A 22,409-nucleotide genomic window follows, 5' to 3' on the forward strand; every position below is an offset into this window, starting at 1 on the left:
AGACTTAGCCGCGTCGTTTGGTTGCTAGCCACAAAGCAATGAAAAGTGCGAACACATTCACACCAAAATAGAATGGCTGATGACTCTCGAAGAAAGACGCACTGAAGGCACTGCCAAAGTGGAGATTAAAATGATAACCCCAGTTCGACGGTTGCAGAATGAAGGTGATGAAGCCACCTGCCGCGAAAAAGTAACCAAAAACAGGTGAGCTTAATACCGGTACTTGAATGAGCCAGTACCAGAAGCCCATGCGGGCACCACTTGGATGATTCTCGAAGATTCGAATACCACACCAAACACCCCAAGCGTAAATTAAGAGAAATGCGGCATACAGCAACATGGCCAAGGTATTGCTAATTTTGACCATTTCACCGGCAATAAGCACCATGCCGACAAAACTACCACCGAGCGTTAACGTACCAAGAATGCGTTGTTGCAAACGTCCCATAATGAGATTTTTCCTTATTCGTTATTATTGTTAGCTTTTTATAAGTTGCTGCAGATTACCGCAACTTTCTTTAAAAGATAATAACCAAAGAATAATTTTACGCTTGAATTGATCCGCTCGACGCCTCATATACCTATACAACATTTATTTACTTGTTCTGCCTACGGAGTTTGTATGGCCCTTACTGCTTTATTTCAACCTATCACCCTCAACGACGAACTAACGCTGCCTAATCGTATCACCATGGCTCCGTTAACCCGTTGTATGGCCGATCCAGGGCTTGTCCCGACTGAGCAAATGGCCGAGTACTATGGACGTCGCGCCGAAGCCGGCTTGATTATTTCTGAAGCCACGATTATTCGTGCCGATGCCCAAGGCTACCCGGACGTACCCGGAATTTTTACCACTGAGCAAATTGAAGGCTGGAAAAAAGTCACTGCCAAAGTGCATGCCAATGGCGGCAAGATCTTTATGCAGCTTTGGCACGTCGGTCGCGTTGCGCATTCTTATTTTTCCGGCCTACCGCCGGTTGCGCCCAGTGCAATTCGACACGAAGGCACCCTGCCACGCATGCGTGATTTAAGTTATGAAACTCCGAAAGCGCTCACTTCTGACGACATTCAAGTGCTGGTGAATGATTATGTCACGGCTGCTAAAAATGCGATGGCGGCAGGCTTTGATGGTGTTGAAATTCATGGTGCCAATGGTTATTTGATTGACCAGTTTTTGCATTACGACACCAACAAACGAGATGACGAATACGGCCAAACCCCGGAGAATATGAGCCGCTTTGCGCTCGCTGTCGTCGACGCCGTCAGTGCTGCCGTTGGCGCCAAACGCACAGCCTTGCGGATTACTCCGGGCGCCTACGCCCACATTCAGCCCGACCCACGTGACCGCGAGGTCTTTGACTACTTCATTGAGCAGCTTAATCAGCGCGAGCTTGCCTACTTACATCTTGGAATATTTGACGACAGCCTCGAGTTTGACTTTCTTGGCGGCCGCTCCAGTCAGTATATCCGTGAACACTATCGTGGCACCTTCATGAATGTTGGTGGTTTAACGCCTGACACCGCTGCTGCCGGTATCGAGTCCGGTGCATTTGACCTTGCTGCGATCGGCCGATTGTTTATTGCCAACCCTGACTTTGTTAAGCGTGTTCAAGACAACCAGCCGTTGGTTACTTACAAGCCAGAAATGCTCGCTGAATTGGTTTAGTCTCCTTGCTCTAAAAGCGCATTCGGTGTTAGAATGCGCGACCCCTGAATTCAGGGGCTTCTACTGTGTTCTGGTCGCGGAGCACAGTCCATTAATTTTCGGAGAAACGAAATGAGTCAACCAGTTTACGAATTCAACGCTGAAATCCGTACTGACTTGGGTAAAGGTGCGAGCCGCCGCCTGCGTCACGAAGGTAAAGTTCCTGCCATTCTTTATGGCGGTGATAAAGAAGCTGTGTCTTTAACTTTAATCCATGACAAAATCATTAACGCTGCAGACCACGAAGGTTTTTACAGCCACATTTTGACTTTGCACATTGATGGTAAAAAGCACCAAGCAATCTTGAAAGACGTTCAGCGTCACCCGTTCAAGCCAAAAATCACTCACTTAGACTTCCAACGCGTCAGCGCGAAAGAAGAACTTCACACCAACGTACCTTTACACTTCATTGGTGAAGAAGCAGTGAAAAAAGCTGGCGGCGTTGTTGTTCACCAGTTGAACGACATCGAAATCACTTGTTTACCAAAAGACCTGCCTGAGTTCATCGAAATTGATGTATCTGGCTTAGGCGTTGGTGACAACATTCACTTGAGCCAAGTTACTGCACCAAAAGGCGTTACTTTCGTTGAACTAACGCGCGGCGCTGATCACGACTCAGTGGTTGTAACCGTGAGCAAGCCGAAAGGCGAAAAAGTTTCTGACGATGCTCCTGAAGCACCAGAAACTGACGTAGCAGGCGAAGACAAAGAATAATCTGCGGAATCGTATCGATGTCAGCAGACATTCGTCTCATCGTGGGCCTGGGAAATCCAGGCCCCGAATATACAGCAACCCGGCACAATGCCGGGTTCTGGTTTGTTGAAGACCTTGCTCGGCAATTCAACGCACCGTTGAGCCCTGACAGTAAGTACTTCGGTCAAACCGCTCGCTTAGGCCCTCCCTATAGCGATACTCGCCTCCTCTTGCCGATGACCTTCATGAATAAAAGCGGACAAGCTGTAGGCGCAATGGCGAACTTTTTTAAAGTCACGCCCGAACAAATTCTCGTGGTTCACGATGAGCTCGACCTGCCGCCCGGAGTGGCGAAGTTTAAACAAGGTGGAGGTCATGGTGGCCATAACGGCTTAAAAGACATTATCCGAGCACTTGGAAATAACAATAATTTCCATCGTTTAAGAATCGGTATCGGTCATCCCGGTCACGCCTCTCAAGTGACGGGTTATGTGCTTGGCAAAGCGCCGAGCCAAGAGCAACAGCTCATAGACGACGCCGTGCGAGCGTCTTTACGCGGTGTCGAAATTGCCTTGCGCGACGGCTGGACCGCCGCCAAGCAATACTTACATTCCATCAAACCTGAATAAGTTGGACTGCACTCATGGGATTTAAATGCGGAATCGTTGGTTTACCCAACGTTGGAAAATCAACCCTCTTTAATGCTTTGACCAAAGCCGGCATCGACGCTGCGAACTTCCCGTTCTGTACCATTGAGCCCAACACAGGCGTGGTGTCAGTACCAGATACACGCTTAACCGCATTGGCCGACATCGTCAAACCACAGAAGCTCATTCCAACGACGATGGAGTTCGTGGATATCGCGGGCTTGGTTAAGGGCGCATCGAAAGGTGAAGGTTTAGGTAACCAGTTTCTTGCCAACATTCGCGAAACCGATGCCATTGGCCACGTCGTGCGCTGCTTCGAAGACGACAATATTGTCCATGTTGCTGGTAAAGTGAATCCACTCGACGACGTCGACACCATCAATACCGAATTAGCGTTGGCAGACCTCGACTCGGTTGAAAAAGCAATTCACCGTCTTGGCAAAAAAGCCAAAGGTGGCGACAAGCAAGCGAAAGCCGAAATGGACGTGCTTGAGAAGTTGTTACCGGCGTTATCAGAAGGTCAAATGGCGCGAGCTGTCGAGCTGACTGATGACGAGCGTAAAGTCATTCGTTCTTTTAACTTATTGACGTTAAAGCCGACCATGTACATTTGTAACGTGAGTGAAGATGGTTTTGAGAATAACCCTCACCTCGAGACAGTACGCAAGATGGCCGAGAGCGAAAACGCTATTGTTGTACCAGTCTGTGCTGCAATTGAATCAGAAATTGCAGAGCTTGACGACGAAGACAAGGAAGAGTTCTTGTCGAGTATGGGTCTTGAAGAGCCCGGCTTAAATCGAGTCATCCGTGCTGGTTATGAACTGCTTAACTTGCACACCTATTTTACTGCGGGTGTGAAAGAAGTGCGGGCGTGGACGATTAAAAAGAATTCGACCGCACCACAAGCGGCTGGCCGTATTCATACTGATTTCGAAAAAGGCTTTATTCGCGCTGAAGTCGTTGGTTACGACGACTTTATTAACCACAATGGCGAACAAGGTGCCAAAGACGCTGGTAAGTGGCGCTTAGAAGGCAAAGAGTACATTGTGAAAGATGGCGACGTTATTCATTTCCGCTTCAACGTTTAAACACTCGACGTCAGAGTAAGTCCAAAAAAGCTGCCCTTCAAGTTGAATTGGCAGCTTTTTTATTGCCTGCTAGATGCTTATCGCCCAACAATCTCGTCATGCATCGGCGCCAACAGCGCAAGCAACCGGTTTTGAGCTGATATCGAAATATTCAAGTCGTCCATCGCTAACTGCAGCCCCTCCACCAGTGCATTAAAGTCACTGCGTGTCACGCCCATGCCAGTATGCGATTTAACCATATCATCGCCCGTGTATGTACACGGACCACCGGCCAACTCACAAATTTGTTCACTAAGTTTTTCGTGTAAACGCACAACATCAATATCCATAAAATGATGACGAATGCGGCGGTCTTCAGCGACGTTAAACAATAATTCTTCGACTAATTTTTCAATGCCGTCTGTACCACCTAAAGCGTCATACAAGGAATCATTTGCATGCGCTACCGTACTAGTTATCGGAGAAAAACCGATCGCAACTATGAAGATTAAGCCAACGAGATGAATACAACCTGTTTGTAATTTATTCATACCCTCCCCCTAAAACGACGCTTGCAAGTTCAAGTAATAGCCCGTTTGATTGTCGGCTCCTGCAATTGAACCTAAATCGAGAAATGCACCCACGAGAGCAACGCGCTTCGACGGAAACCAAGCAATGAAAGCTGACATTGCATCGTCCTCACGAGCAAAACTCAAATTATTCGGCTTTTGTCGGTACTCAAGTCCAATTGCCAACGAACGATGCAGAAACACACCCGTCGCCGCTTCAACACGAACATCATAACTATCATTCAAATCGCCCCCAAAGCCGAGCAGTCCAAACTGATTCGCTCGAGTGGCGCGAACCGTCACATTCGCAAGCCAAGTTCTGTCTAATGGTCCAGCAAGCCAAACCTTGCTCGCTGCAATGTAAGCCTCCCAGTCATTCTCTCGCTGCGAACCAACGAGTTCAGGAATGTCATAACGGGTATTTCTTTTATAGAGCGCTCCAACGCTGACTTGGGGCATTGCGGTGTAAATTAAATCGCCAGCAACGCGATATTTCATACCAAAAACTTGTTGGCGCAATTCGGCACCGAGATTTTCAAGCGTAAATTGTTGGGCCGCTATCGATATTTCGAAACGGTTTTTATATGAAAAACTTGCGGCCGTTACATCGAGGCGATAATCATCAACTTGTGCACGAGTCAGCGCGACCGTGCCACCCATTTCATCATCTTCCGTGTAACCACTAATCACCGCCCATGGGACTAATCCGCCACCGGCAGCTCCCTCCGTGGTGGTCGCTCCGCCCGTCGCCAATAAGCGCCCTTCGGCCGCTTCAGCTCCCCATGGGAGGAAAGCCAATAAAGCGCTGGTCATTACTATCTGTTTTATCTTCATAGAGATCCCATTTTAACCCTGTGACTGCTTCAGCCATTCCGTTAATTCTGCTGCTGATATAGGACGGCTAAACCAATAACCTTGAAATACATCACAATCATACTGGCGCAGCAAATTTGCGGTTGCTTCATCTTCAATCCCTTCTGCAACAACTTTTAAGCCGAGCTGATGCGCCATTTGAATCGTCGACTGCACAATCGTTTGGTCGCCCTCATGTTGGCTCAAATTCATGATAAAGCTGCGGTCAACTTTTAATTCTGTTGCCGGCATGTCGCGCAATTGCGCTAACGATGAATAGCCAGTTCCGTAATCATCAATGGCAACTTTAACCCCAGCGGACCTTAGTTTGCTGAGTTGCGCTAAGGCTTTCTCCGGTTCGCTGATTACTGCACTTTCAGTGACTTCGACGGTTAGCAAATCAGCCTGAACATTGGCTGCGGCGAGCGCACCAAAAACTTCATCAAGTAGTTGCGGTTCCATTAAGTCGCGAGCCGATAGATTAACCGAAAGTTGAAGTCCCGGCTGCACGACTTGCCAGCTTGCAAGTTGCTGAATGCTGCTATGCAGTACCCAACGGGTGATTGCAAAAATATTTCCTGATTGCTCTGCTAAGGGAATAAATTCAGCTGGACTGACAAAACCAAGTACCGGATCGTTCCAACGAATTAAAACTTCGACACTCAAGGTGTGTCCACTTTGACTATCAATCTGTGGTTGGTACACAAGAGAAAATCGTTTTGCTTCGATCGCTTGCGGGATGGCTGCTGAAATCGCCAATGTTCGCAAGTAAGGCTTATCTTCGCCCTCTTGATATTCTGCAAAACTGCTCTTCATTTGCTTTGCCTTGTTTCGCGCAAATTGGGCTAAGCGAACCAATTCATCTCGAGAACTTGCCTGACGTGGTGCCTCCGCAGCTCCGGCGCTCAGTGTGATGCCGTAACTCACTTCCGCAACAATAACCGGTTCCGACGCCTGCTCGATCAACGACTTTAACTCGATCGCTGCGTGTGCCGTTGAGCCGTCATAAGTCAGAATGAATTCATCACCCTGTAATCGGAAAAGTTTGAAGCGATCGTCAGCTAATTGCTGTAAACGCTGAGAAAAAACTACCAAAAGAGCGTCACACACACTGCGCCCAAACATCTCATTCAAGCGGCGGAAATTATCGAGATTTAAGACAATAACAGTCCAATCTTGTTGACTGACTAGACGTTGCTCTGCAACCTCATGAAACGCCCGCTGGTTGGGTAAGCCGGTTAAGACGTCATGTTGTGACTGAAACCAGATTTTTTGTTCGCGATCTGCAATCGCATTTTGCATGCTATCGAGTGCAAGCGCTAAGAGGCCAATTTCATCGCGACCTTGGTGAGGGATTTTCTGCTCATACTTACCACGAGCAATAGCGTCTGATACCTTTGCAAGGTTTCGTAGCGGCTGAACAAAGCGTCGACTCGCAATGAGTGTTACTGCAACTGTGATTAAAAGCGTTAAGATGACAATCGCCAACAGTTGCGTTCGCAAGACGGTAAAGGGTTCCGCGGCGGCAGTTTGACTTGCGGTCAGCAGAATATCGATAGGATATTCGGCCACATCGCTACTCCCACCACTTAATGTCAACCAGCGTCCCGCTTTTGATTCTGCTTGAAAAAACAAGTCCAGTTCGTTTGCCATTAATGCCTGTTGCAGGTCATTTTGAATCTCTGCTTGAGCAGAAGAAATTACCTTAGGTTGTGCGGTATTTCGACCAATCACAAAATGCACATACGAATTCGTCAATTGTTGTAATTGTTCTGCAAGCGCACGATCAACAGCGAAACCTAACGTGAGCCAACCAAGTAAATGCGGCGCTCTTATCGGCACCCAAACCACTTGAAACAATTCACCCTCAGCAAGAATCATCACGCCGCCTTGCGCATGTTGCGCCGATCCGTCGAGGGTCATATAGCGATTTAATCGAGAACGTTCTTCAGTGCTCATTTCGTGACTAGCTAAGACCGTGCGTTGTTGCGGGTCGAGCAACATAACCAGTTCCGCATTTAAGCGTTGGGCGTGGTTTGTGAGGGCGGAAATAATAGTTTCTTCATCCTCACTAACTAACGCTTGGCGAAATCCAAAATCATCGGCCAACACAAAAGCAGCCTGCCGCAGTTGCTGATCACGATAATCGATCACTTGCGTCAGGACTCGCTCACTTACCGCTAACTCACGATCCGTGTGGACAGTAATACTTTGGTTCGTCGCAAACACAATGGCCACAACCACAACAAAAAGAGCGGCAGCAATGCAACTTGCGATAAGAAGGAGCAAACGGGTCCGAAAATTAATGACCACGCTGCAATCTCCTGCGAAAACGCGACTCTAATTCCGATTCTTCGCGTGCGGGAGGAGCTTCAATTGCAAGACGAAAAGGCTCTGTTAAGGCAATCTCAGTGAGTGCTATCGGTGCTAAACCGGCCGCTGCCATCCAAGGATGCCAGAGATACCAACCGTCAAAAACGTCGAGCATCGACACATCAATATTCCCCGCCTTATCACTTTCGTAAAATTGCCCAGAGCTACTGACAATAATATGACCAATCATGTCATCGTGAATATTACAGCCAACCACGATGTAGCCAGCATTCGGGAAATCAATCGTTGGTGCGGTACTGTTGCCGTACAATTCCAAATCAAAAGAGCGTGCCGTTGAAAATGAAAAAACATGATGGCGAATAGAGTCACTGTTGGGAAACTTGACCGTGTCACCGGCTTGGATCATCAATACAGCTGGAACGAATTGCCGTTGTACTTGGTCCATGATGTGCTCTACCTGAGCTGTATTCTCGGCACTCGGCGAAGTATCAAACAAGACTGCACCGACTAACGGGGCATCGTTCGCATCAAGTAGTTGCAACTGTGAGCTATACTTTTGGTTCTCAATCTGGTCGTTCAATCCAATTGGGTTAGCAATCGGCTTGGCAACGAAAAAAAGGGCAAGCACCAAGGTAGCAGCCGTTAATTTATTCAATTCGTTGAACTCCGAGGTCAATAAAACGCTCACACGTTTCTGAAAACATTATGTGATAAGCTAAATGCAAACACCTATAGACTGCAAATAATTCTTTTTCCTATTTTTATGACTATGGTTTATGAATCGCATCATTAAACGGAGTGAAGGTGACATGGCTGAGAAATTTCGAACTGAAAGCGACAGTATGGGTAGCGTGGAAGTGCCTTTTGATGCGCAGTGGAGCGCGCAAACCCAGCGCGCAATCAATAATTTTAAAATCAGTGGGCTTACTCTGCCGTTTGCCTTCATTCGCGCTGTTGCATTAATTAAATATTGTGCCGCAGAAGCAAACAGTGAGCTTGGTTTACTCAGTCAAAAGAAAGCCGATGCCATCATGCAAGCCGCTCTTGAAGTTTTTGAAGGCCGTTGGCAAAACCAATTTCCGGTGGATGTGTTTCAGACAGGCTCAGGTACCAGCACAAACATGAACGTGAATGAAGTGTTGGCCAATCTTGCCAAGCGAAATTCTGGTGTGGAAGTGCACCCAAATGATGACGTCAATTTAGGCCAAAGCAGTAACGATGTCATTCCAACTGCAATTCAAGTGAGTGCCGCTCGTCGAATTCAACGGAAATTATTACCGGCAATGGCCCGCTTGCGTCAGACCATTCAACAGCAAGCGCAAGCGCATCAAACAACTGTAAAAACCGGTCGCACCCATTTAATGGATGCGATGCCATTAACGCTTGAGCAAGAATTGATGGCTTGGGATGCACAACTTGAGCAAGCCCAACAGCGCTTAGAAGCGATATTGCCGCAGTTATATAGTTTGCCACAAGGTGGCACAGCAATTGGCACTGGTATTAACGCGCATCCTGATTTCGCTGCCCTATTCTGTCAGTCGATGGAGAACTTTACTGAGCTGCCCTTCACTAGCGCTGCCAATAAATTTGCTGGCATTGCTGGTCAGGATGTTGCGGTTGCTACTGCCGGTATCATGAGTTCTGTAGCGACCGTCATGATGAAAATCGCCAATGACTTACGCTGGATGAATTCGGGGCCACTTGCTGGCTTGGGCGAGATTAGTTTGGCGCCACTGCAACCTGGCTCAAGCATTATGCCTGGAAAAGTCAACCCGGTGATTCCGGAAGCCGTTGCCATGGCCTGTGCGCAAGTATTTGGTAATCAAACAACCATCAACGTCGCTGGCCAAAGTGGTAATTTCCAACTCAACGTGATGCTCCCTGTTATTGCTTATAATCTTTTGCAGAGCATTGAGCTGATGTGGAAGAGCGCAAACACACTTGCTGAGCAATGTATTGCTGATTTTACCGTGAACCACGAACAACTGAATGCCGCCTTGGAACGTAACCCAATTCTAGTCACCGCACTCAATCCAGTGATTGGTTACAATCAAGCGGCGGCCATCGCCAAAACAGCTTATCAAGAAAATCGACCTATTCTCGAAGTCGCGGTCGCCATGACGGATTTAAGTGAGTCAGAACTAAAACGCTTGCTCGACCCGTTAAAACTAACCGAAGGAGGATTATCCAAATGAGTCAGTTGAACGTTTTAATCACGGGTGCTAACCGTGGGATTGGTTTACAACTTGCAAAACAATACGCTGAGTCTGGAGCCAAAGTTTTCGCAACTTGTCGCAAGCCAAGTGCCGAGCTCGAGCGCAGCAAAGTCGAGATTATCAGCAATATCGATGTTGCCGCTCCAGACGCGCCACAACAAATTAGCCAAGCGTTGGGCGATGAAAAAATTGACTTGTTGATTAACAATGCAGGCATCTTAACCCGTGAAACCTTAGACGATGCGCCAGCGGAAGATATTCAACAACAGTTCAAGGTGAATGCCTTAGCGCCTTTAATGATCACTCTCGGGTTACTCCCGCACTTAAACAAGCATGCGAAGGTCGCGATGATCACCAGCCGCATGGGGTCTTTAACCGATAACGGCAGTGGTGGTTACTATGGCTATCGAATGTCGAAAGCAGCGTTAAATGCCGCAGGTGTTTCACTTGCTCGAGATTTAAAAGATCACGGTATTGCCGTCGCACTGCTACATCCAGGTTACGTGCAAACCGATATGGTCAACAACACCGGTGACATTTCTGCTGCGGAGTCGGCCCAACGCCTACGCCAACGAATCGACGAACTGAGCATGGCAAATAGTGGAACTTTCTGGCACAGTAACGGAGAAGTTTTACCGTGGTAATTATTTTGCGCTGAGTTCGAATGGATCGAGCGCTGCGCAAACTTGCTCAACAAAATTGAGCAGTAAATTGAATATTTTGCTGCTCTTTTAGCCATTTCAGTGTTTTTTTGAGCAGTTGACAGTGAAATACATTTTTTTTTCCGAAAAGGTGTTGACTGCACGGCGGTGGATTCGCATAATACGCGCCGCTGAGACGCACAGAAAGTACATCAGTAAAACGGCTACGTAGCTCAGTTGGTTAGAGCACATCACTCATAATGATGGGGTCGCAGGTTCGAATCCCGCCGTAGCCACCAACTGATTCACTTCGTTTTTATGGGCGGGAGTGGTGGAATTGGTAGACACGCTGGATTTAGGTTCCAGTGCCTCACGGCGTGAGAGTTCGAGTCTCTCCTTCCGCACCAAAAACGAAATGATAAAGAACGTCAGTTGGGGTATAGCCAAGCGGTAAGGCAGCGGGTTTTGATCCCGCCATTCCCAGGTTCGAATCCTGGTACCCCAGCCACTTTCTGTCCGAGCGCGTTCCATGACACTATGGCACTTCAGCAAGTAAGATCTTCTGCTGGGGTATAGCCAAGCGGTAAGGCAGCGGGTTTTGATCCCGCCATTCCCAGGTTCGAATCCTGGTACCCCAGCCATTTAGTCCGAAGCATCGAGTTGCGGTGGTGGCGGAATTGGTAGACGCGCTAGCTTCAGGTGCTAGTGTCCGAAAGGATGTGTGGGTTCGAGTCCCACCCTCCGCACCAACTCACGCTTCGGTACTTCAGTTCTCAGTTACATTCCCTTGTTGTTCGTAAAGCCCCTAGTTTTCTGTTCCCAAGTTAGCTTTTTTAGCGACGAATACGATTGGTCGCTCATAGTACAAACCACAGCACAACCCACTGTGTGATGACGAGCAACGCTAGCGCTGCCCCGCCATTTTCCCAAGTAATTCACGCACGCCCGGTAATGTTTGTAAACCAACGAAGCCAAGCCGACGGGTCCACTGCAGCAGCGGATTGCGACTACGAAAAACCCGTGCCACAGCGTCTAAGCCTTGCCCCATGGCGATATTCGTAACCTGACGGCGACGCAACACACGTTCTATCTTGCTATCGAACGCCGTGTCTTCATCGGTCACTTGCTGCAACAATTCATTTAAAGCAGCAACGTCGCGTAAACCTAAATTAACCCCTTGCCCGGCCAGTGGATGAATTGCATGCGCTGCATCGCCTATAAGTAGCGCTCGTTGTTGACGGTCAAACGTGCGAATAGCTTGCTGGTGCTGCAGCGGGAAGCTTGCATAATTCAACAGTTCAAATTCACCAAGTTCCGCAGCAAACCTCGCCTGTAATACCTCCGCGACACCATTTTTTGCACGCTGCCAAGCCTGAATAACAGGGCTATCAGCATATACAATTAAACAAGCTTGGTTCGCGCTGAGCGGTAATAGCGCATGCACTTCTCGGTCGGCAAAGGTTTGCCAGGTGCGTTCGCCGGCTGGTTCGTTTAATTGCACCACACTCAATAAACAACGTTCGTGATAGGAAGCTCCGACCGTCCCCATTCCCAATGCGCGCCGTGCATGAGATTGAGCACCATCAGCAACAATCAAACGAGCATAGGGTACGGTAGCAAGCGTGTCGTCTGACATTTTAATCATGACGGCGGGGTCCTCAGACTGATTATTAAGTCCGGCAAAACTTGCAGCTAGCAACTCAACACCCGGCGTAGACTGCAGACGCTGCAATAAACAGGCCTGCAACAAATTGTTTTCGACCATAAAGCCTAAAGGCTGCTTTGGCTTCGCTTCATTCTGAGCCGCAACAAGGCCACCAAATTCGAGCCAGTCGCCGCCATTTTCACGCACCGCCAATTGGTTAAATGGCTGCGCACGCAAAGCGACAACCTGCGACCACACCCCAAGCTCTTCGAGTAATGCGATATTGTCAGCAGTTACCGCGGATATACGTAGATCATAAGGTTGGGCTGTATAGTCTGCGTCTGTTTTAATCGATAGCATCTGTTCTAATTGCGGCTCAAGCACAACGACTCGACGACCACTCTCGGCGAGACTCAGAGCCATTGCCGCGCCGACCATACCGCCACCGACCACGACCCATGCTGCTTGTTGTGTTGGGTTATTTTTCATGCTGAAACTCACCACCTTATGTTTTGTCTGTTTGCATTATGCCATAATTAGGCCATTGTGAATCGCTGTCATCTGGAGTCCACGCTGAATCCGGTCATTCTTGCATCATTGCTGCTATTACTTGCTGAGCTTTGTTTTGCTGGCACGAGTGCCATGGTTAAACATCTCGGCAGCGATATTCCGTCGACACATCTGGTTTTTTTTCGTAACTTTTTTGCTCTTTTAGTCTTGTTACCATGGCTTTATAAGCGGCGCGCTACAGCATTCAAAACGACACAGTTAAAATTACACCTGTTGCGATGCGTAACCGGTATCGGTGGCATGTACCTCTTCTTTTACGTGATCACCCAAGTTGAATTAGCCAAAGCAACTCTCGTCCTTTTAATGGCACCGTTTATTATTCCGGTCATCAGTTGGTTTTGGTTTAAAGAGCGGGTCTCGGCAAAACTTTGGTTCGCGATAGCGTTTGGCTTCTTAGGCGTTATCGTCTTTCTCAATCCATTCAGTGGCCCCTTCCCGATTATTATGTTTGTCGCACTGATTGCTGCTGGACTCGCTGCGTGGGCAAAAACCGTGGTGCGGCGACTCTCGGTTCATGAGTCACCAAGTAAAATCGTTTTTTACTTTTCTTTTTTCGCGACACTGCTGACCGCAATACCCGTTTTGGTCAATTGGCAAAACCTAACCACCCAATTATGGCTTGGCGTCATGATCATGGGGGTTTTCGCAGTTGCTGGTCAGTTGGCAATGACGCGGGCATTTGCCCTTGCTTCGCCCTCGCAAATCGGTGTGTTTACTTATAGTTCAGTCTTGTTTGCTGCGCTTATCGGTTACCTCGTATGGGGCGAAGCCTTTACTATTCACATGCTCATTGGCTCGCTCATTATCATCGGTGCTGGCTATATTGCGATTCGTTCTGGGCGCAGTCCTGCAATTAAAATACCACCCACGGGTACAACCAACCCATAGCGCTGCGCAGATGGTAGCCACTTTGCTGTGAACCATGTAGAATATGCTCCCCTTAGCACACGCGGTAAATGAAGACGAAGGTTATGAGCAAAAAGGTCTATATCAAAACCTGGGGCTGCCAAATGAACGAGTATGACTCGGCAAAAATGGCAGACTTACTCCACGCCCATATGGGTTATGAGCCAGCTGCAGAAGCTGAAGAAGCCGATTTAATTCTTTTGAATACTTGTTCTATTCGGGAAAAGGCCCAAGAAAAAGTATTCCATCAGTTAGGTCGCTGGAAGCTTTTGAAACAAGACAAACCCGATTTAATTATCGGCGTTGGCGGCTGCGTTGCCTCTCAAGAAGGTGCGGCTATTCGTCAACGTGCGCCTTATGTCGACTTAGTTTTCGGCCCGCAAACGTTGCATCGTTTACCGGCAATGATTAAAGAACTCGGTGAAGGCAAAGAATCCGTTATTGACGTCTCTTTCCCTGAAATTGAAAAATTTGACCGCTTACCCGATCCAAAAGCTGAGGGTCCAACTGCGTTTGTTTCCATTATGGAAGGCTGCAGCAAGTACTGTACTTTCTGTGTGGTGCCATACACCCGCGGTGAAGAAGTCAGTCGTCCAGTTGACGACGTCTTGTATGAAATTGCGCAACTTGCTAGCCAAGGTGTGCGGGAAGTAAACCTACTCGGTCAAAACGTGAATGCGTTCCGTGGTGAGCATTTCGATGGCAGTATCTGTACTTTCGCAGAATTACTGCACTTAGTCGCCGCCATCGATGGTATTGACCGCATTCGCTACACCACATCGCACCCAGTTGAGTTTACTGACGATATTATTGCCGCCTACGAGACAATTCCGGAGCTGGTGAACCATTTACATTTACCGGTGCAAAGTGGTTCTGACCGTGTGCTAGCACTGATGAAGCGTGGTCATACGGCCATCGAATATAAGTCACAAATTCGCAAGTTGAAGAAAGTGCGTCCGAACTTGGCGATGAGCTCAGATTTTATTATCGGTTTTCCAGGTGAAACGGATGCAGACTTCGAAGCGACAATGGACCTGATTCAAGCTATCGACTTCGACCTGAGCTTTAGCTTTATTTATAGTGCGCGTCCGGGCACGCCAGCCGCCGACTTGCCAGACGACGTCAGTGAAGACACCAAAAAGCAACGGCTGCAATTGTTGCAAGCTCGCATCAATCAACAAGCTCAGCGTCATGCACGACAAATGCTCAATACCGAACAGCGTATTTTGGTCATAGGCCCGTCGAAAAAGAACCCAATGGAGCTCAGTGGTCGCACCGAGAACAACCGAGTTGTAAACTTTGTTGGTCGCCCCGACATGATCGGCAAGTTTGTCGATGTCGTCATCACTGAAGCATTACCGAACTCACTGCGCGGTGATATTATTCGCGAAGAACACGAAATGGGCCTGCGCGTTGATACTGCACCGCACGCCATTTTAGCGAAGAATAGCGAGAATACCGACGCATTGGGCGTCACGACATTCAATCCAGCGTCATAAACGAGGAATCTAGTTGAGCACGTCTATCGACAGTTTTGATCTTTACTTAGAGCCTGCCGACTCACAACGGCTGGCAAGTCTTTGCGGTCCATTCGACGACAACATCCGCCACATCGAGCGCCGTTTAGGCGTCGAAGTGATTTACAAAGACAATCACTTTCGGATTATTGGACAGGCTGCGGGTATTCAAGCAACCCGCGACATATTAACGAACCTATATGTCGAAACTGCGCCAGTTCGCGGTAAGCAGCGTGACATCGAGCCGAATCAAGTGCATCTTGCCATTCAAGAAAGTAATGCACTGGAACAGGACGAATCGCCGGACGATGATCCGGTTACTTTGATCAAAACCAAGCGTGGCTTAATTAAACCTCGCAACAAAAACCAGCAAGAATATGTGCGGGCGATCGTGACCAATGACATTAACTTTGGCATTGGCCCAGCTGGTACCGGTAAAACCTACTTAGCAGTCGCTGCTGCCGTTGATGCGCTCGAACGCCAAGAAGTACGCCGGATTTTATTAACGCGCCCGGCGGTAGAAGCCGGAGAAAAGCTTGGCTTCTTACCCGGTGACCTCGCTCAAAAAGTCGACCCGTATTTGCGCCCTCTTTACGATGCGCTCTTCGAAATGCTGGGCTTTGAAAAAGTCGAAAAACTTATCGAACGCAGTGTTATTGAAATTGCGCCGCTCGCCTACATGCGTGGGCGCACATTGAACGATGCGTTTATTATTCTGGATGAAAGCCAAAATACCACGACGGAACAAATGAAAATGTTCCTGACCCGGATCGGCTTTAATTCAAAGGCCGTAATTACCGGTGATATTACACAAATTGACTTACCTCGAGGCCAAAAATCAGGTTTACGACAAGCCATTGAAGTGCTGAACGATGTCGAAGGTATTAGCTTTACCTTTTTCAACGCCAAAGATGTTGTTCGCCATCCGGTCGTCCAACGCGTGGTCGTCGCTTATGAGAAATTTGACAGTGAGAGCCAAGCCAAAGCTAATGCTGCCGCAAAGGAACGTAAAGCCGCACAAAACGTCGCTCAAGCGCAGTCAATCAGTAGCGGAGCGCACAAAAATAATGGCTAATTATATTGATATCCAATGGCATGACGACTGGCCTGAAAGCTTAAGTGTAGAAATGCGTCAACGTCTGCCAAGCACCGAGCAACTGACTGCTTGGGCAGAAGCCGCTCTAGCGGCTGTCGATCAAAGCGATGCCGAACTAACCATACGCGTGACCGACGACGCCGAGGTTCAAGAACTGAATCGCGACTACCGCGGTAAAGACAAGCCCACCAACGTCTTGTCGTTTCCATTTGTTGCGGATCTCCCCGAAGGAGCTGAATTCGATATTCCTCTGCTTGGCGATATTATTATCGCTGAACCGACTGTGGCAGCCGAAGCCGCTGCGCAGGGCAAAGTTTATTGGCATCACTTTGCGCATTTAGTTGTGCATGGTACCTTGCATTTGCTAGGTTATGACCACATAGAAGAACAACAAGCAGAAGCGATGGAAGCACTTGAGCGTGTGATTCTTGCTGGTTTAGGTATTCCTGACCCGTATCAAGACACAGAAATAGTGCGCGACTAAGTGAGCCTATGCTAATCTGCAATTTCGATTTTTTTGCCACGGAGCGAACGACCATCGATGAACGATGACAAACCCCACCCAAGTAGCGGTTCATCAAAACGTACTTGGGCTCAAAAACTATTCCAAGCATTTAATGGTGAACCGAACACTCGTGAGGAACTCGTTGATTTAATTCAAGATGCCGAGCATCGTGACTTAATCGACATCGATACCAAAGAAATGATCGAAGGCGTACTCGATGTTGCCGAACTGAAAGTTCGCGACATCATGATCCCTCGTTCACAAATGGTCACGATCGACAAAAATCAATCGGTTGAAGAGTTTTTGCCGATTGTCATTCAAACCCAACATTCGCGTTACCCTGTCGTCAGCGAGAACAAAGATCACATCGAAGGCATTTTGCTTGCGAAAGACCTACTCGCATATGGTTTTCACCTCGTCGACGAGCCTTTTTCTCTCGAGCAAGTCATGCGCCCTGCAGTGATTGTGCCGGAAAGTAAGCGCGTGGACGCTTTGCTGAAAGAGTTTCGTTCTAAGCGCTATCACATGGCCATCGTTGTTGACGAATATGGCGGCGTTTCAGGTCTTGTCACCATTGAAGATATTCTTGAAGAGATCGTCGGTGATATCGAAGACGAAACTGATGAAGACGAAAGCCGTGGTGATATTCGCCGTATTAGTGCGCATCGCTTTAACGTTAAAGCGCTCACCACAATTGAAGACTTCAACCACTATTTCCGAACTGATTTTGCCGATGATGAATACGACACCATCGGCGGTCTGGTCGCACATAGTTTTGGTCATTTACCAGAAATAGGTGAGTCCGTCTTTATTGGCGAATTAAACTTTAAAGTAACCGCTGCCGATCGTCGTCGAATTCAGCAACTGCAAGTGACCTTGCCAGCCGACGACAAATAAAGCCGGTAATCGTTTTCGCAAACAATGACAAAGGTGTCTTTGGTGTTGTTACAATCTGTGCAAAAGAAACTAATTCAGCCCCGTTGGCGATATGGGTTAGCGCTCCTTGCAGGCGCTTTACTAACCTTCAGTTATGCGCCCTTTTCACAAGCTTGGCTGACCCCTATTTTACTCTGCTTGTGGCTGCTCTTGTTAGTCCGCAGCCAGACTGCAAAGCAAGCTGCGTTAACGGGCTTTAGTTTTGGCTTCGGTTGGTTTGCAGCTGGCATCAGTTGGGTTTATGTCAGTATTGACCAGTTCGGCGGCACGCCCATGCTGGTTTCAGTGTTAATTATGGCCCTGCTGTGTGCCTATCTCGCTGTCTATCCGACGTTAGCAGCTTGGACCTGGTTTAAACTCCGACGTTACACCAGTGGCTTGAGCTTGTTTGTCTTGCCATTCATTTGGTTAGTCAGCGAATTCTTGCGTGGCTGGCTGCTGACGGGTTTTCCTTGGTTAGGTCTCGGCTATACGCAAACTTTCTCGGCGTTAGGCAATCTCGCCCCACACCTTGGCGAGCTCGGCATCACCTTAGCTTTGTGGTTGATCGCACTCGGACTAACCTACTTTATCCTACATCGTCGCTATGAATGGCTATTTTTGCCATTGGTTGTCGTTCTGTTCGCTTGGAACGCGCCACGCCTCAACACCCTTGAGTACACCGGCGAACAAACCTCTGTGGCGCTCGTACAAGGAAATGTTGTCCAAGACCTCAAATGGGACGCCGAACAACAATGGCCTAATTATGACACCTACGTCGAGCTGACTCAGCCTTATCTCGAACATGACTTGATTATCTGGCCGGAGTCAGCAATTACTTTCATTGAGCCGCTCGCACAAAGGCCGTTGGCAAACCTAAATCAGTTACTATTAGCGGAAAAGACCACACTGATTAGCGGGATTATTGATTTAGATCGCTACACGGGTGAGTTTTACAACAGTATGATTGTCATGGGTGAACAACCGAGTGGTGGTTGGTATTACGGTCACGAGAATCGCTATCAGAAGCACCAGCTCTTGCCAATTGGCGAGTTTGTGCCGTTTGAAAGCCTCTTACGTCCGTTAGCGCCGTTATTCAATTTACCGATGTCATCGTTTAGTCGCGGCAGTTACTTGCAATCGAACTTGAATGCCAACGGGATTAATATCGCCGCCAACATTTGCTACGAGGTGGCTTTTGCACGACAAATTCGTGCCAATGTGAATGCCGACACCCATTTTTTACTAACCATTAGCAATGATACGTGGTTTGGGGATTCCCACGGACCCCATCAACACTGGCAAATTGCTGCCATGCGGGCGCGCGAATTGGGACGACCCATGTTGCGAGCAACAAACAATGGGATTACTGGCGTGATTGATCACACCGGAGCGACGTTAACTAAGATACCGCAGTTTACTGAGGCGGTCGCAACGACGAACGTTCTGCACGTGACCGGCATGACCTATTTTGCCCGTTTTGGCGACACACCTGTCTGGCTAATTGCGTTGTTTCTTGCCAGCGTGAGTTGGCGCTGGAAAAAGCGAAATTCAGCGTAGTCAATTCATAGTAAAGATTATACACTTAAGAGCTAGTCAAGTTGAGGATATGAGCATGATGAGTCATTTGTTTGATGCAGTTTTATTTACTGGTCTCGTAGCTGCTGCAGGTTTAGGGATTGCATATTTAATCGTCGGCTTTTTACCTGCGCCAGAAAGTACCGAAGAGCACGCCAAAGTAAAATACCGCATCGAGAATTTCTTTTTTGGCATTGGCGGTATCGTCGTTGCATTGGTTTTATGGTTGGGCATCATTTTTAATAGCTAAATCGTTTCAATCGAATCGAAGAGCTAGCCCATTTAAAGTAAGCCATTAAAATTAAGCCAGCCAATTTTAAAAGACAAAAATACAGAGCATACAGGTAGTATACATGACCCGGAGAATTGAAGAACAATACCAACCGAGCGCCTTGGAAAGCGAAGTCCAGCAGCGCTGGGAAGCTGAGCAAGTATTTGCAGCTCATGAAGACGAAAGCAAAGAGAAGTTTTATTGCCTCTCGATGTTTCCGTATCCGAGCGGCAAACTCCACATGGGTCATGTTCGCAACTACACACTGAGTGACGTTGTCTCACGCTATCAGCGCTTACACGGTAAAAACGTACTCCATCCAATTGGATGGGACGCGTTCGGCTTACCGGCGGAAAATGCGGCGATTCAAAATAATACCGCTCCGGCGAAATGGACCTACCAAAACATCAGCGACATGCGCGGCCAGCTAAAAGCCCTTGGCTTTGGTTATGACTGGGATCGCGAGTTCGCAACCTGTACCCCTGAGTACTACCGTTGGGAACAGTGGTTCTTCACGAAGCTCTACGAAAAAGGTTTAGTATACAAGAAGAACGCAACCGTAAATTGGGATCCAGTCGACCAAACCGTGCTTGCCAATGAGCAAGTGATTGATGGTCGCGGCTGGCGTTCGGGTGCAATCGTTGAGCAGAAAGAAATTCCTCAGTGGTTCGTCAAAATTACCGCCTACGCTGAAGAGTTACTGCAAGATCTTGACCAGCTTGAAGGCTGGCCCGATCAAGTCAAAGCAATGCAACGCAATTGGATTGGTCGCTCAGAAGGTGTTCAAATTACCTTTAACGTTGACCAAATCGACATGCAAGTGAGTGTCTACACCACGCGCCCAGACACCTTCTTCGGCGTCACCTATATGGCAGTTGCCGCACAGCATCCATTGGCACAGCTTGCCGCAGCAGAACATGCTGAAGTTGCTGCTTTTGTCGAAAGTTGCAAACAACAAAAAGTCGCTGAAGCCGACCTTGCGACCATGGAAAAGCGCGGCGTTGCCACCGGTTACACAGCCACCCACCCGTTAACGGGCGAGCAAGTGCCAATTTGGGTCGCTAACTTCGTGCTCATGGATTACGGCACCGGTGCAGTGATGGCCGTTCCTGCCCATGATCAGCGCGATTATGAATTTGCCAAAGCCTACGGCTTGGCTATCAAACCGGTCATCCAACCGTTAGAAGGTGAGCATGACTTCGCAGTTGAGTCTTTTACCGACAAGGGAATCTTGATCAATTCCGGTGAATTCGATGGCCTAACCTCAGCAGACGGCTTTAATGCCATCGCCGATAAGCTCGCTGCGATGGGCATTGGTGAGCGCCAGGTCAACTATCGTTTGCGTGATTGGGGCGTGTCTCGCCAGCGTTATTGGGGTGCACCAATCCCAATGTTGAACTTAGAGAATGGCGAATCAGTGCCAGTTCCAGAGCAAGAGCTACCCGTGGTTTTGCCAGAAGACGTTGTAATGAACGGCGTGACATCACCCATTAAAGCGGATTCTGAATGGCGTAAGACGACATACAACGGCCAACCTGCAGAGCATGAAACCGATACATTCGACACCTTCATGGAGTCGAGCTGGTATTATGCTCGCTATTGTTCGCCGAATGCTGACACGATGCTAGACCCAGAGAAAGCAAATTACTGGCTACCGGTCGACCAGTATATTGGCGGCATCGAGCATGCTATTTTGCACCTACTGTATGCGCGTTTCTTCCACAAACTCATGCGTGACACTGGTCTTGTGCAGTCTGACGAACCGTTCAAGCGCTTACTCTGTCAAGGCATGGTTTTGGCAGACAGTTTCTATCGCGAAGACCAACACGGCGGCAAGACTTGGTTCTCGCCAGTTGACGTGGAAGTCAAGCGGAATGAAAAAGGCGAAGTGGTCGAAGCGATTTACGTCAAAGACGGTCTCCCCGTGATTCACGGCGGTGTAAATAAAATGTCGAAGTCGAAGAATAACGGCATCGACCCGCAAATCATGGTCGACAAGTACGGTGCCGATACCGTGCGTTTGTTTATGATGTTCGCCGCGCCACCAGAACTCACTCTCGAATGGTCTGATTCCGGCGTTGAAGGTGCCCACCGCTTCCTCCGCCGGGTCTGGAAATTGGTTTACGATTTCCAAGAGTTTGCTGGCCAACAGCAACTTGATCTGGCAACTTTAACTGGCGAGCAGAAAGCACTGCGCCGCGAAATCCATCGTGCAATTGCCAAAGTAACCGACGATATGGGTCGCCGTCAAAACTTCAATACAGCCATCGCGGCTATCATGGAGCTGAGCAATCACCTGCAGAAAGCACCATTAGCGACCGCGAATGACAAAGCCTTGATGCAAGAAGCGCTTGACGCTATTGTGCTGATGCTGTCACCGATTACACCGCACATCTGTGAACGGATGTGGCAAGCGCTGGGTCACGCGAATGATATTAACTTCGCCGAATGGCCTGTCCTTGACGAAGCTGCATTAATCGAAGACGAGAAACTTGTTGTGTTGCAGGTTAACGGTAAAGTACGAGCGAAAATTACCGTACCGGCTGACATTAGCAAAGAGGACATCGAGCGTGAAGCGCTTGCGCAACCACAGATTCAGAAGTTCCTAGAAGATGTGACTGTGCGTAAAGTCATTTACGTTCCCGGCAAATTGGTGAATATCGTTGCGAATTAATCCGTCTC

Annotated in this window: 20 protein-coding genes and 5 tRNA genes; 19 read left to right on the top strand and 6 right to left on the bottom strand. The window is 48.4% G+C overall.

The window, feature by feature from the left end; translation table 11 throughout:
* Positions 1-4: 4 nt before the first annotated feature.
* Positions 5-448 carry a hypothetical protein gene (locus CWE06_RS03820; protein ID WP_126791303.1) on the bottom strand — a complete coding sequence of 148 codons (444 nt, stop codon included), beginning with the start codon at positions 446-448 and terminating at the stop codon, positions 5-7.
* A 174-nt stretch (positions 449-622) separates the two neighbouring features.
* Here CWE06_RS03820 and CWE06_RS03825 point away from each other — a divergent pair, with 174 nt between their 5' ends.
* The 4 genes from CWE06_RS03825 to ychF all read left to right on the top strand — a co-directional run bounded on the left by CWE06_RS03825 (position 623) and on the right by ychF (position 4,133).
* Complete coding sequence (locus CWE06_RS03825; RefSeq protein WP_126791305.1) at positions 623-1,666, top strand: alkene reductase; 1,044 nt, start codon at positions 623-625, stop codon at positions 1,664-1,666.
* Between the two features lie 111 nt (positions 1,667-1,777).
* Complete coding sequence (locus CWE06_RS03830; RefSeq protein WP_126791306.1) at positions 1,778-2,419, top strand: 50S ribosomal protein L25/general stress protein Ctc; 642 nt, start codon at positions 1,778-1,780, stop codon at positions 2,417-2,419.
* Positions 2,420-2,436: 17 nt separating this feature from the next.
* A complete protein-coding gene (gene pth, locus CWE06_RS03835; RefSeq protein WP_126791308.1) occupies positions 2,437-3,027 on the top strand; it encodes an aminoacyl-tRNA hydrolase in 591 nt (196 codons plus the stop codon).
* A gap of 14 nt (positions 3,028-3,041) precedes the next feature.
* Positions 3,042-4,133, top strand: a complete 1,092-nt coding sequence (gene ychF / locus CWE06_RS03840) for a redox-regulated ATPase YchF (RefSeq protein WP_126791310.1) — start codon at positions 3,042-3,044, stop codon at positions 4,131-4,133.
* 77 nt (positions 4,134-4,210) lie between these two features.
* Here the strand turns inward: ychF and CWE06_RS03845 are convergent, their stop codons facing one another.
* The 4 genes from CWE06_RS03845 to CWE06_RS03860 are packed head-to-tail and all read right to left on the bottom strand — an operon-like array spanning position 4,211 to position 8,522.
* Positions 4,211-4,663 carry a group I truncated hemoglobin gene (locus tag CWE06_RS03845; RefSeq protein WP_126791312.1) on the bottom strand — a complete coding sequence of 151 codons (453 nt, stop codon included), beginning with the start codon at positions 4,661-4,663 and terminating at the stop codon, positions 4,211-4,213.
* A 9-nt stretch (positions 4,664-4,672) separates the two neighbouring features.
* A complete protein-coding gene (locus CWE06_RS03850) occupies positions 4,673-5,515 on the bottom strand; it encodes a DUF3034 family protein (RefSeq protein WP_241972461.1) in 843 nt (280 codons plus the stop codon).
* 12 nt (positions 5,516-5,527) lie between these two features.
* On the bottom strand, positions 5,528-7,846 hold the full coding sequence (locus tag CWE06_RS03855) for a putative bifunctional diguanylate cyclase/phosphodiesterase (RefSeq protein WP_126791314.1): 2,319 nt from the start codon (positions 7,844-7,846) through the stop codon (positions 5,528-5,530).
* On the bottom strand, positions 7,836-8,522 hold the full coding sequence (locus tag CWE06_RS03860) for a cupredoxin domain-containing protein (RefSeq protein WP_126791316.1): 687 nt from the start codon (positions 8,520-8,522) through the stop codon (positions 7,836-7,838). The genes CWE06_RS03855 and CWE06_RS03860 overlap by 11 nt, the downstream gene beginning before the upstream one ends.
* 154 nt (positions 8,523-8,676) lie before the next feature.
* Between CWE06_RS03860 and CWE06_RS03865 the strand changes: the two genes are divergently transcribed.
* From CWE06_RS03865 to CWE06_RS03895, 7 genes are all read left to right on the top strand, one after another.
* Entirely contained in the window at positions 8,677-10,062 is a 1,386-nt protein-coding gene (locus CWE06_RS03865; RefSeq protein ID WP_126791318.1) for a class II fumarate hydratase, read from the top strand.
* Positions 10,059-10,727: an SDR family oxidoreductase gene (locus tag CWE06_RS03870; protein ID WP_198679018.1), complete on the top strand. Its 669-nt coding sequence runs from the start codon at positions 10,059-10,061 to the stop codon at positions 10,725-10,727. The genes CWE06_RS03865 and CWE06_RS03870 overlap by 4 nt, the downstream gene beginning before the upstream one ends.
* A 219-nt stretch (positions 10,728-10,946) precedes the next feature.
* Positions 10,947-11,023: transfer RNA gene (locus CWE06_RS03875), tRNA-Met, on the top strand.
* A gap of 23 nt (positions 11,024-11,046) precedes the next feature.
* Positions 11,047-11,131 (top strand) — tRNA-Leu (locus CWE06_RS03880).
* A 26-nt stretch (positions 11,132-11,157) separates the two neighbouring features.
* Positions 11,158-11,232: transfer RNA gene (locus CWE06_RS03885), tRNA-Gln, on the top strand.
* Positions 11,233-11,290: 58 nt separating this feature from the next.
* Positions 11,291-11,365, top strand: a tRNA-Gln gene (locus CWE06_RS03890).
* A 21-nt stretch (positions 11,366-11,386) separates the two neighbouring features.
* A tRNA-Leu gene (locus CWE06_RS03895) sits at positions 11,387-11,473 on the top strand.
* 155 nt (positions 11,474-11,628) lie between these two features.
* On the opposite strand, the gene CWE06_RS03900 is transcribed toward CWE06_RS03895, so the two are convergent.
* Positions 11,629-12,858, bottom strand: coding sequence for an FAD-dependent monooxygenase (locus tag CWE06_RS03900; RefSeq protein WP_126791320.1), 1,230 nt, complete (start codon positions 12,856-12,858; stop codon positions 11,629-11,631).
* Positions 12,859-12,915: 57 nt separating this feature from the next.
* Here CWE06_RS03900 and CWE06_RS03905 point away from each other — a divergent pair, with 57 nt between their 5' ends.
* The 8 genes from CWE06_RS03905 to leuS all read left to right on the top strand — a co-directional run bounded on the left by CWE06_RS03905 (position 12,916) and on the right by leuS (position 22,401).
* A complete protein-coding gene (locus tag CWE06_RS03905; protein ID WP_241972462.1) occupies positions 12,916-13,827 on the top strand; it encodes a DMT family transporter in 912 nt (303 codons plus the stop codon).
* 83 nt (positions 13,828-13,910) lie between these two features.
* Entirely contained in the window at positions 13,911-15,344 is a 1,434-nt protein-coding gene (gene miaB / locus CWE06_RS03910; RefSeq protein ID WP_126791322.1) for a tRNA (N6-isopentenyl adenosine(37)-C2)-methylthiotransferase MiaB, read from the top strand.
* 13 nt (positions 15,345-15,357) lie between these two features.
* On the top strand, positions 15,358-16,437 hold the full coding sequence (locus CWE06_RS03915; protein WP_126791324.1) for a PhoH family protein: 1,080 nt from the start codon (positions 15,358-15,360) through the stop codon (positions 16,435-16,437).
* Entirely contained in the window at positions 16,430-16,942 is a 513-nt protein-coding gene (gene ybeY, locus CWE06_RS03920; protein ID WP_126791326.1) for an rRNA maturation RNase YbeY, read from the top strand. Before CWE06_RS03915 ends, ybeY begins: the two co-directional genes overlap by 8 nt.
* 57 nt (positions 16,943-16,999) lie before the next feature.
* Positions 17,000-17,860 carry a CNNM family magnesium/cobalt transport protein CorC gene (corC, locus tag CWE06_RS03925; protein ID WP_126791328.1) on the top strand — a complete coding sequence of 287 codons (861 nt, stop codon included), beginning with the start codon at positions 17,000-17,002 and terminating at the stop codon, positions 17,858-17,860.
* Positions 17,861-17,917: 57 nt separating this feature from the next.
* Positions 17,918-19,438: an apolipoprotein N-acyltransferase gene (lnt, locus tag CWE06_RS03930; RefSeq protein ID WP_241972463.1), complete on the top strand. Its 1,521-nt coding sequence runs from the start codon at positions 17,918-17,920 to the stop codon at positions 19,436-19,438.
* 55 nt (positions 19,439-19,493) lie between these two features.
* Positions 19,494-19,706, top strand: coding sequence for a hypothetical protein (locus CWE06_RS03935; RefSeq protein ID WP_126791331.1), 213 nt, complete (start codon positions 19,494-19,496; stop codon positions 19,704-19,706).
* Between the two features lie 115 nt (positions 19,707-19,821).
* A complete protein-coding gene (gene leuS, locus CWE06_RS03940; RefSeq protein WP_198679041.1) occupies positions 19,822-22,401 on the top strand; it encodes a leucine--tRNA ligase in 2,580 nt (859 codons plus the stop codon).
* Positions 22,402-22,409 lie beyond the last annotated feature (8 nt).

The sequence above is a fragment of the Aliidiomarina haloalkalitolerans genome (assembly GCF_003987315.1).
Classification (GTDB): Bacteria; Pseudomonadota; Gammaproteobacteria; order Enterobacterales; family Alteromonadaceae; genus Aliidiomarina; species Aliidiomarina haloalkalitolerans.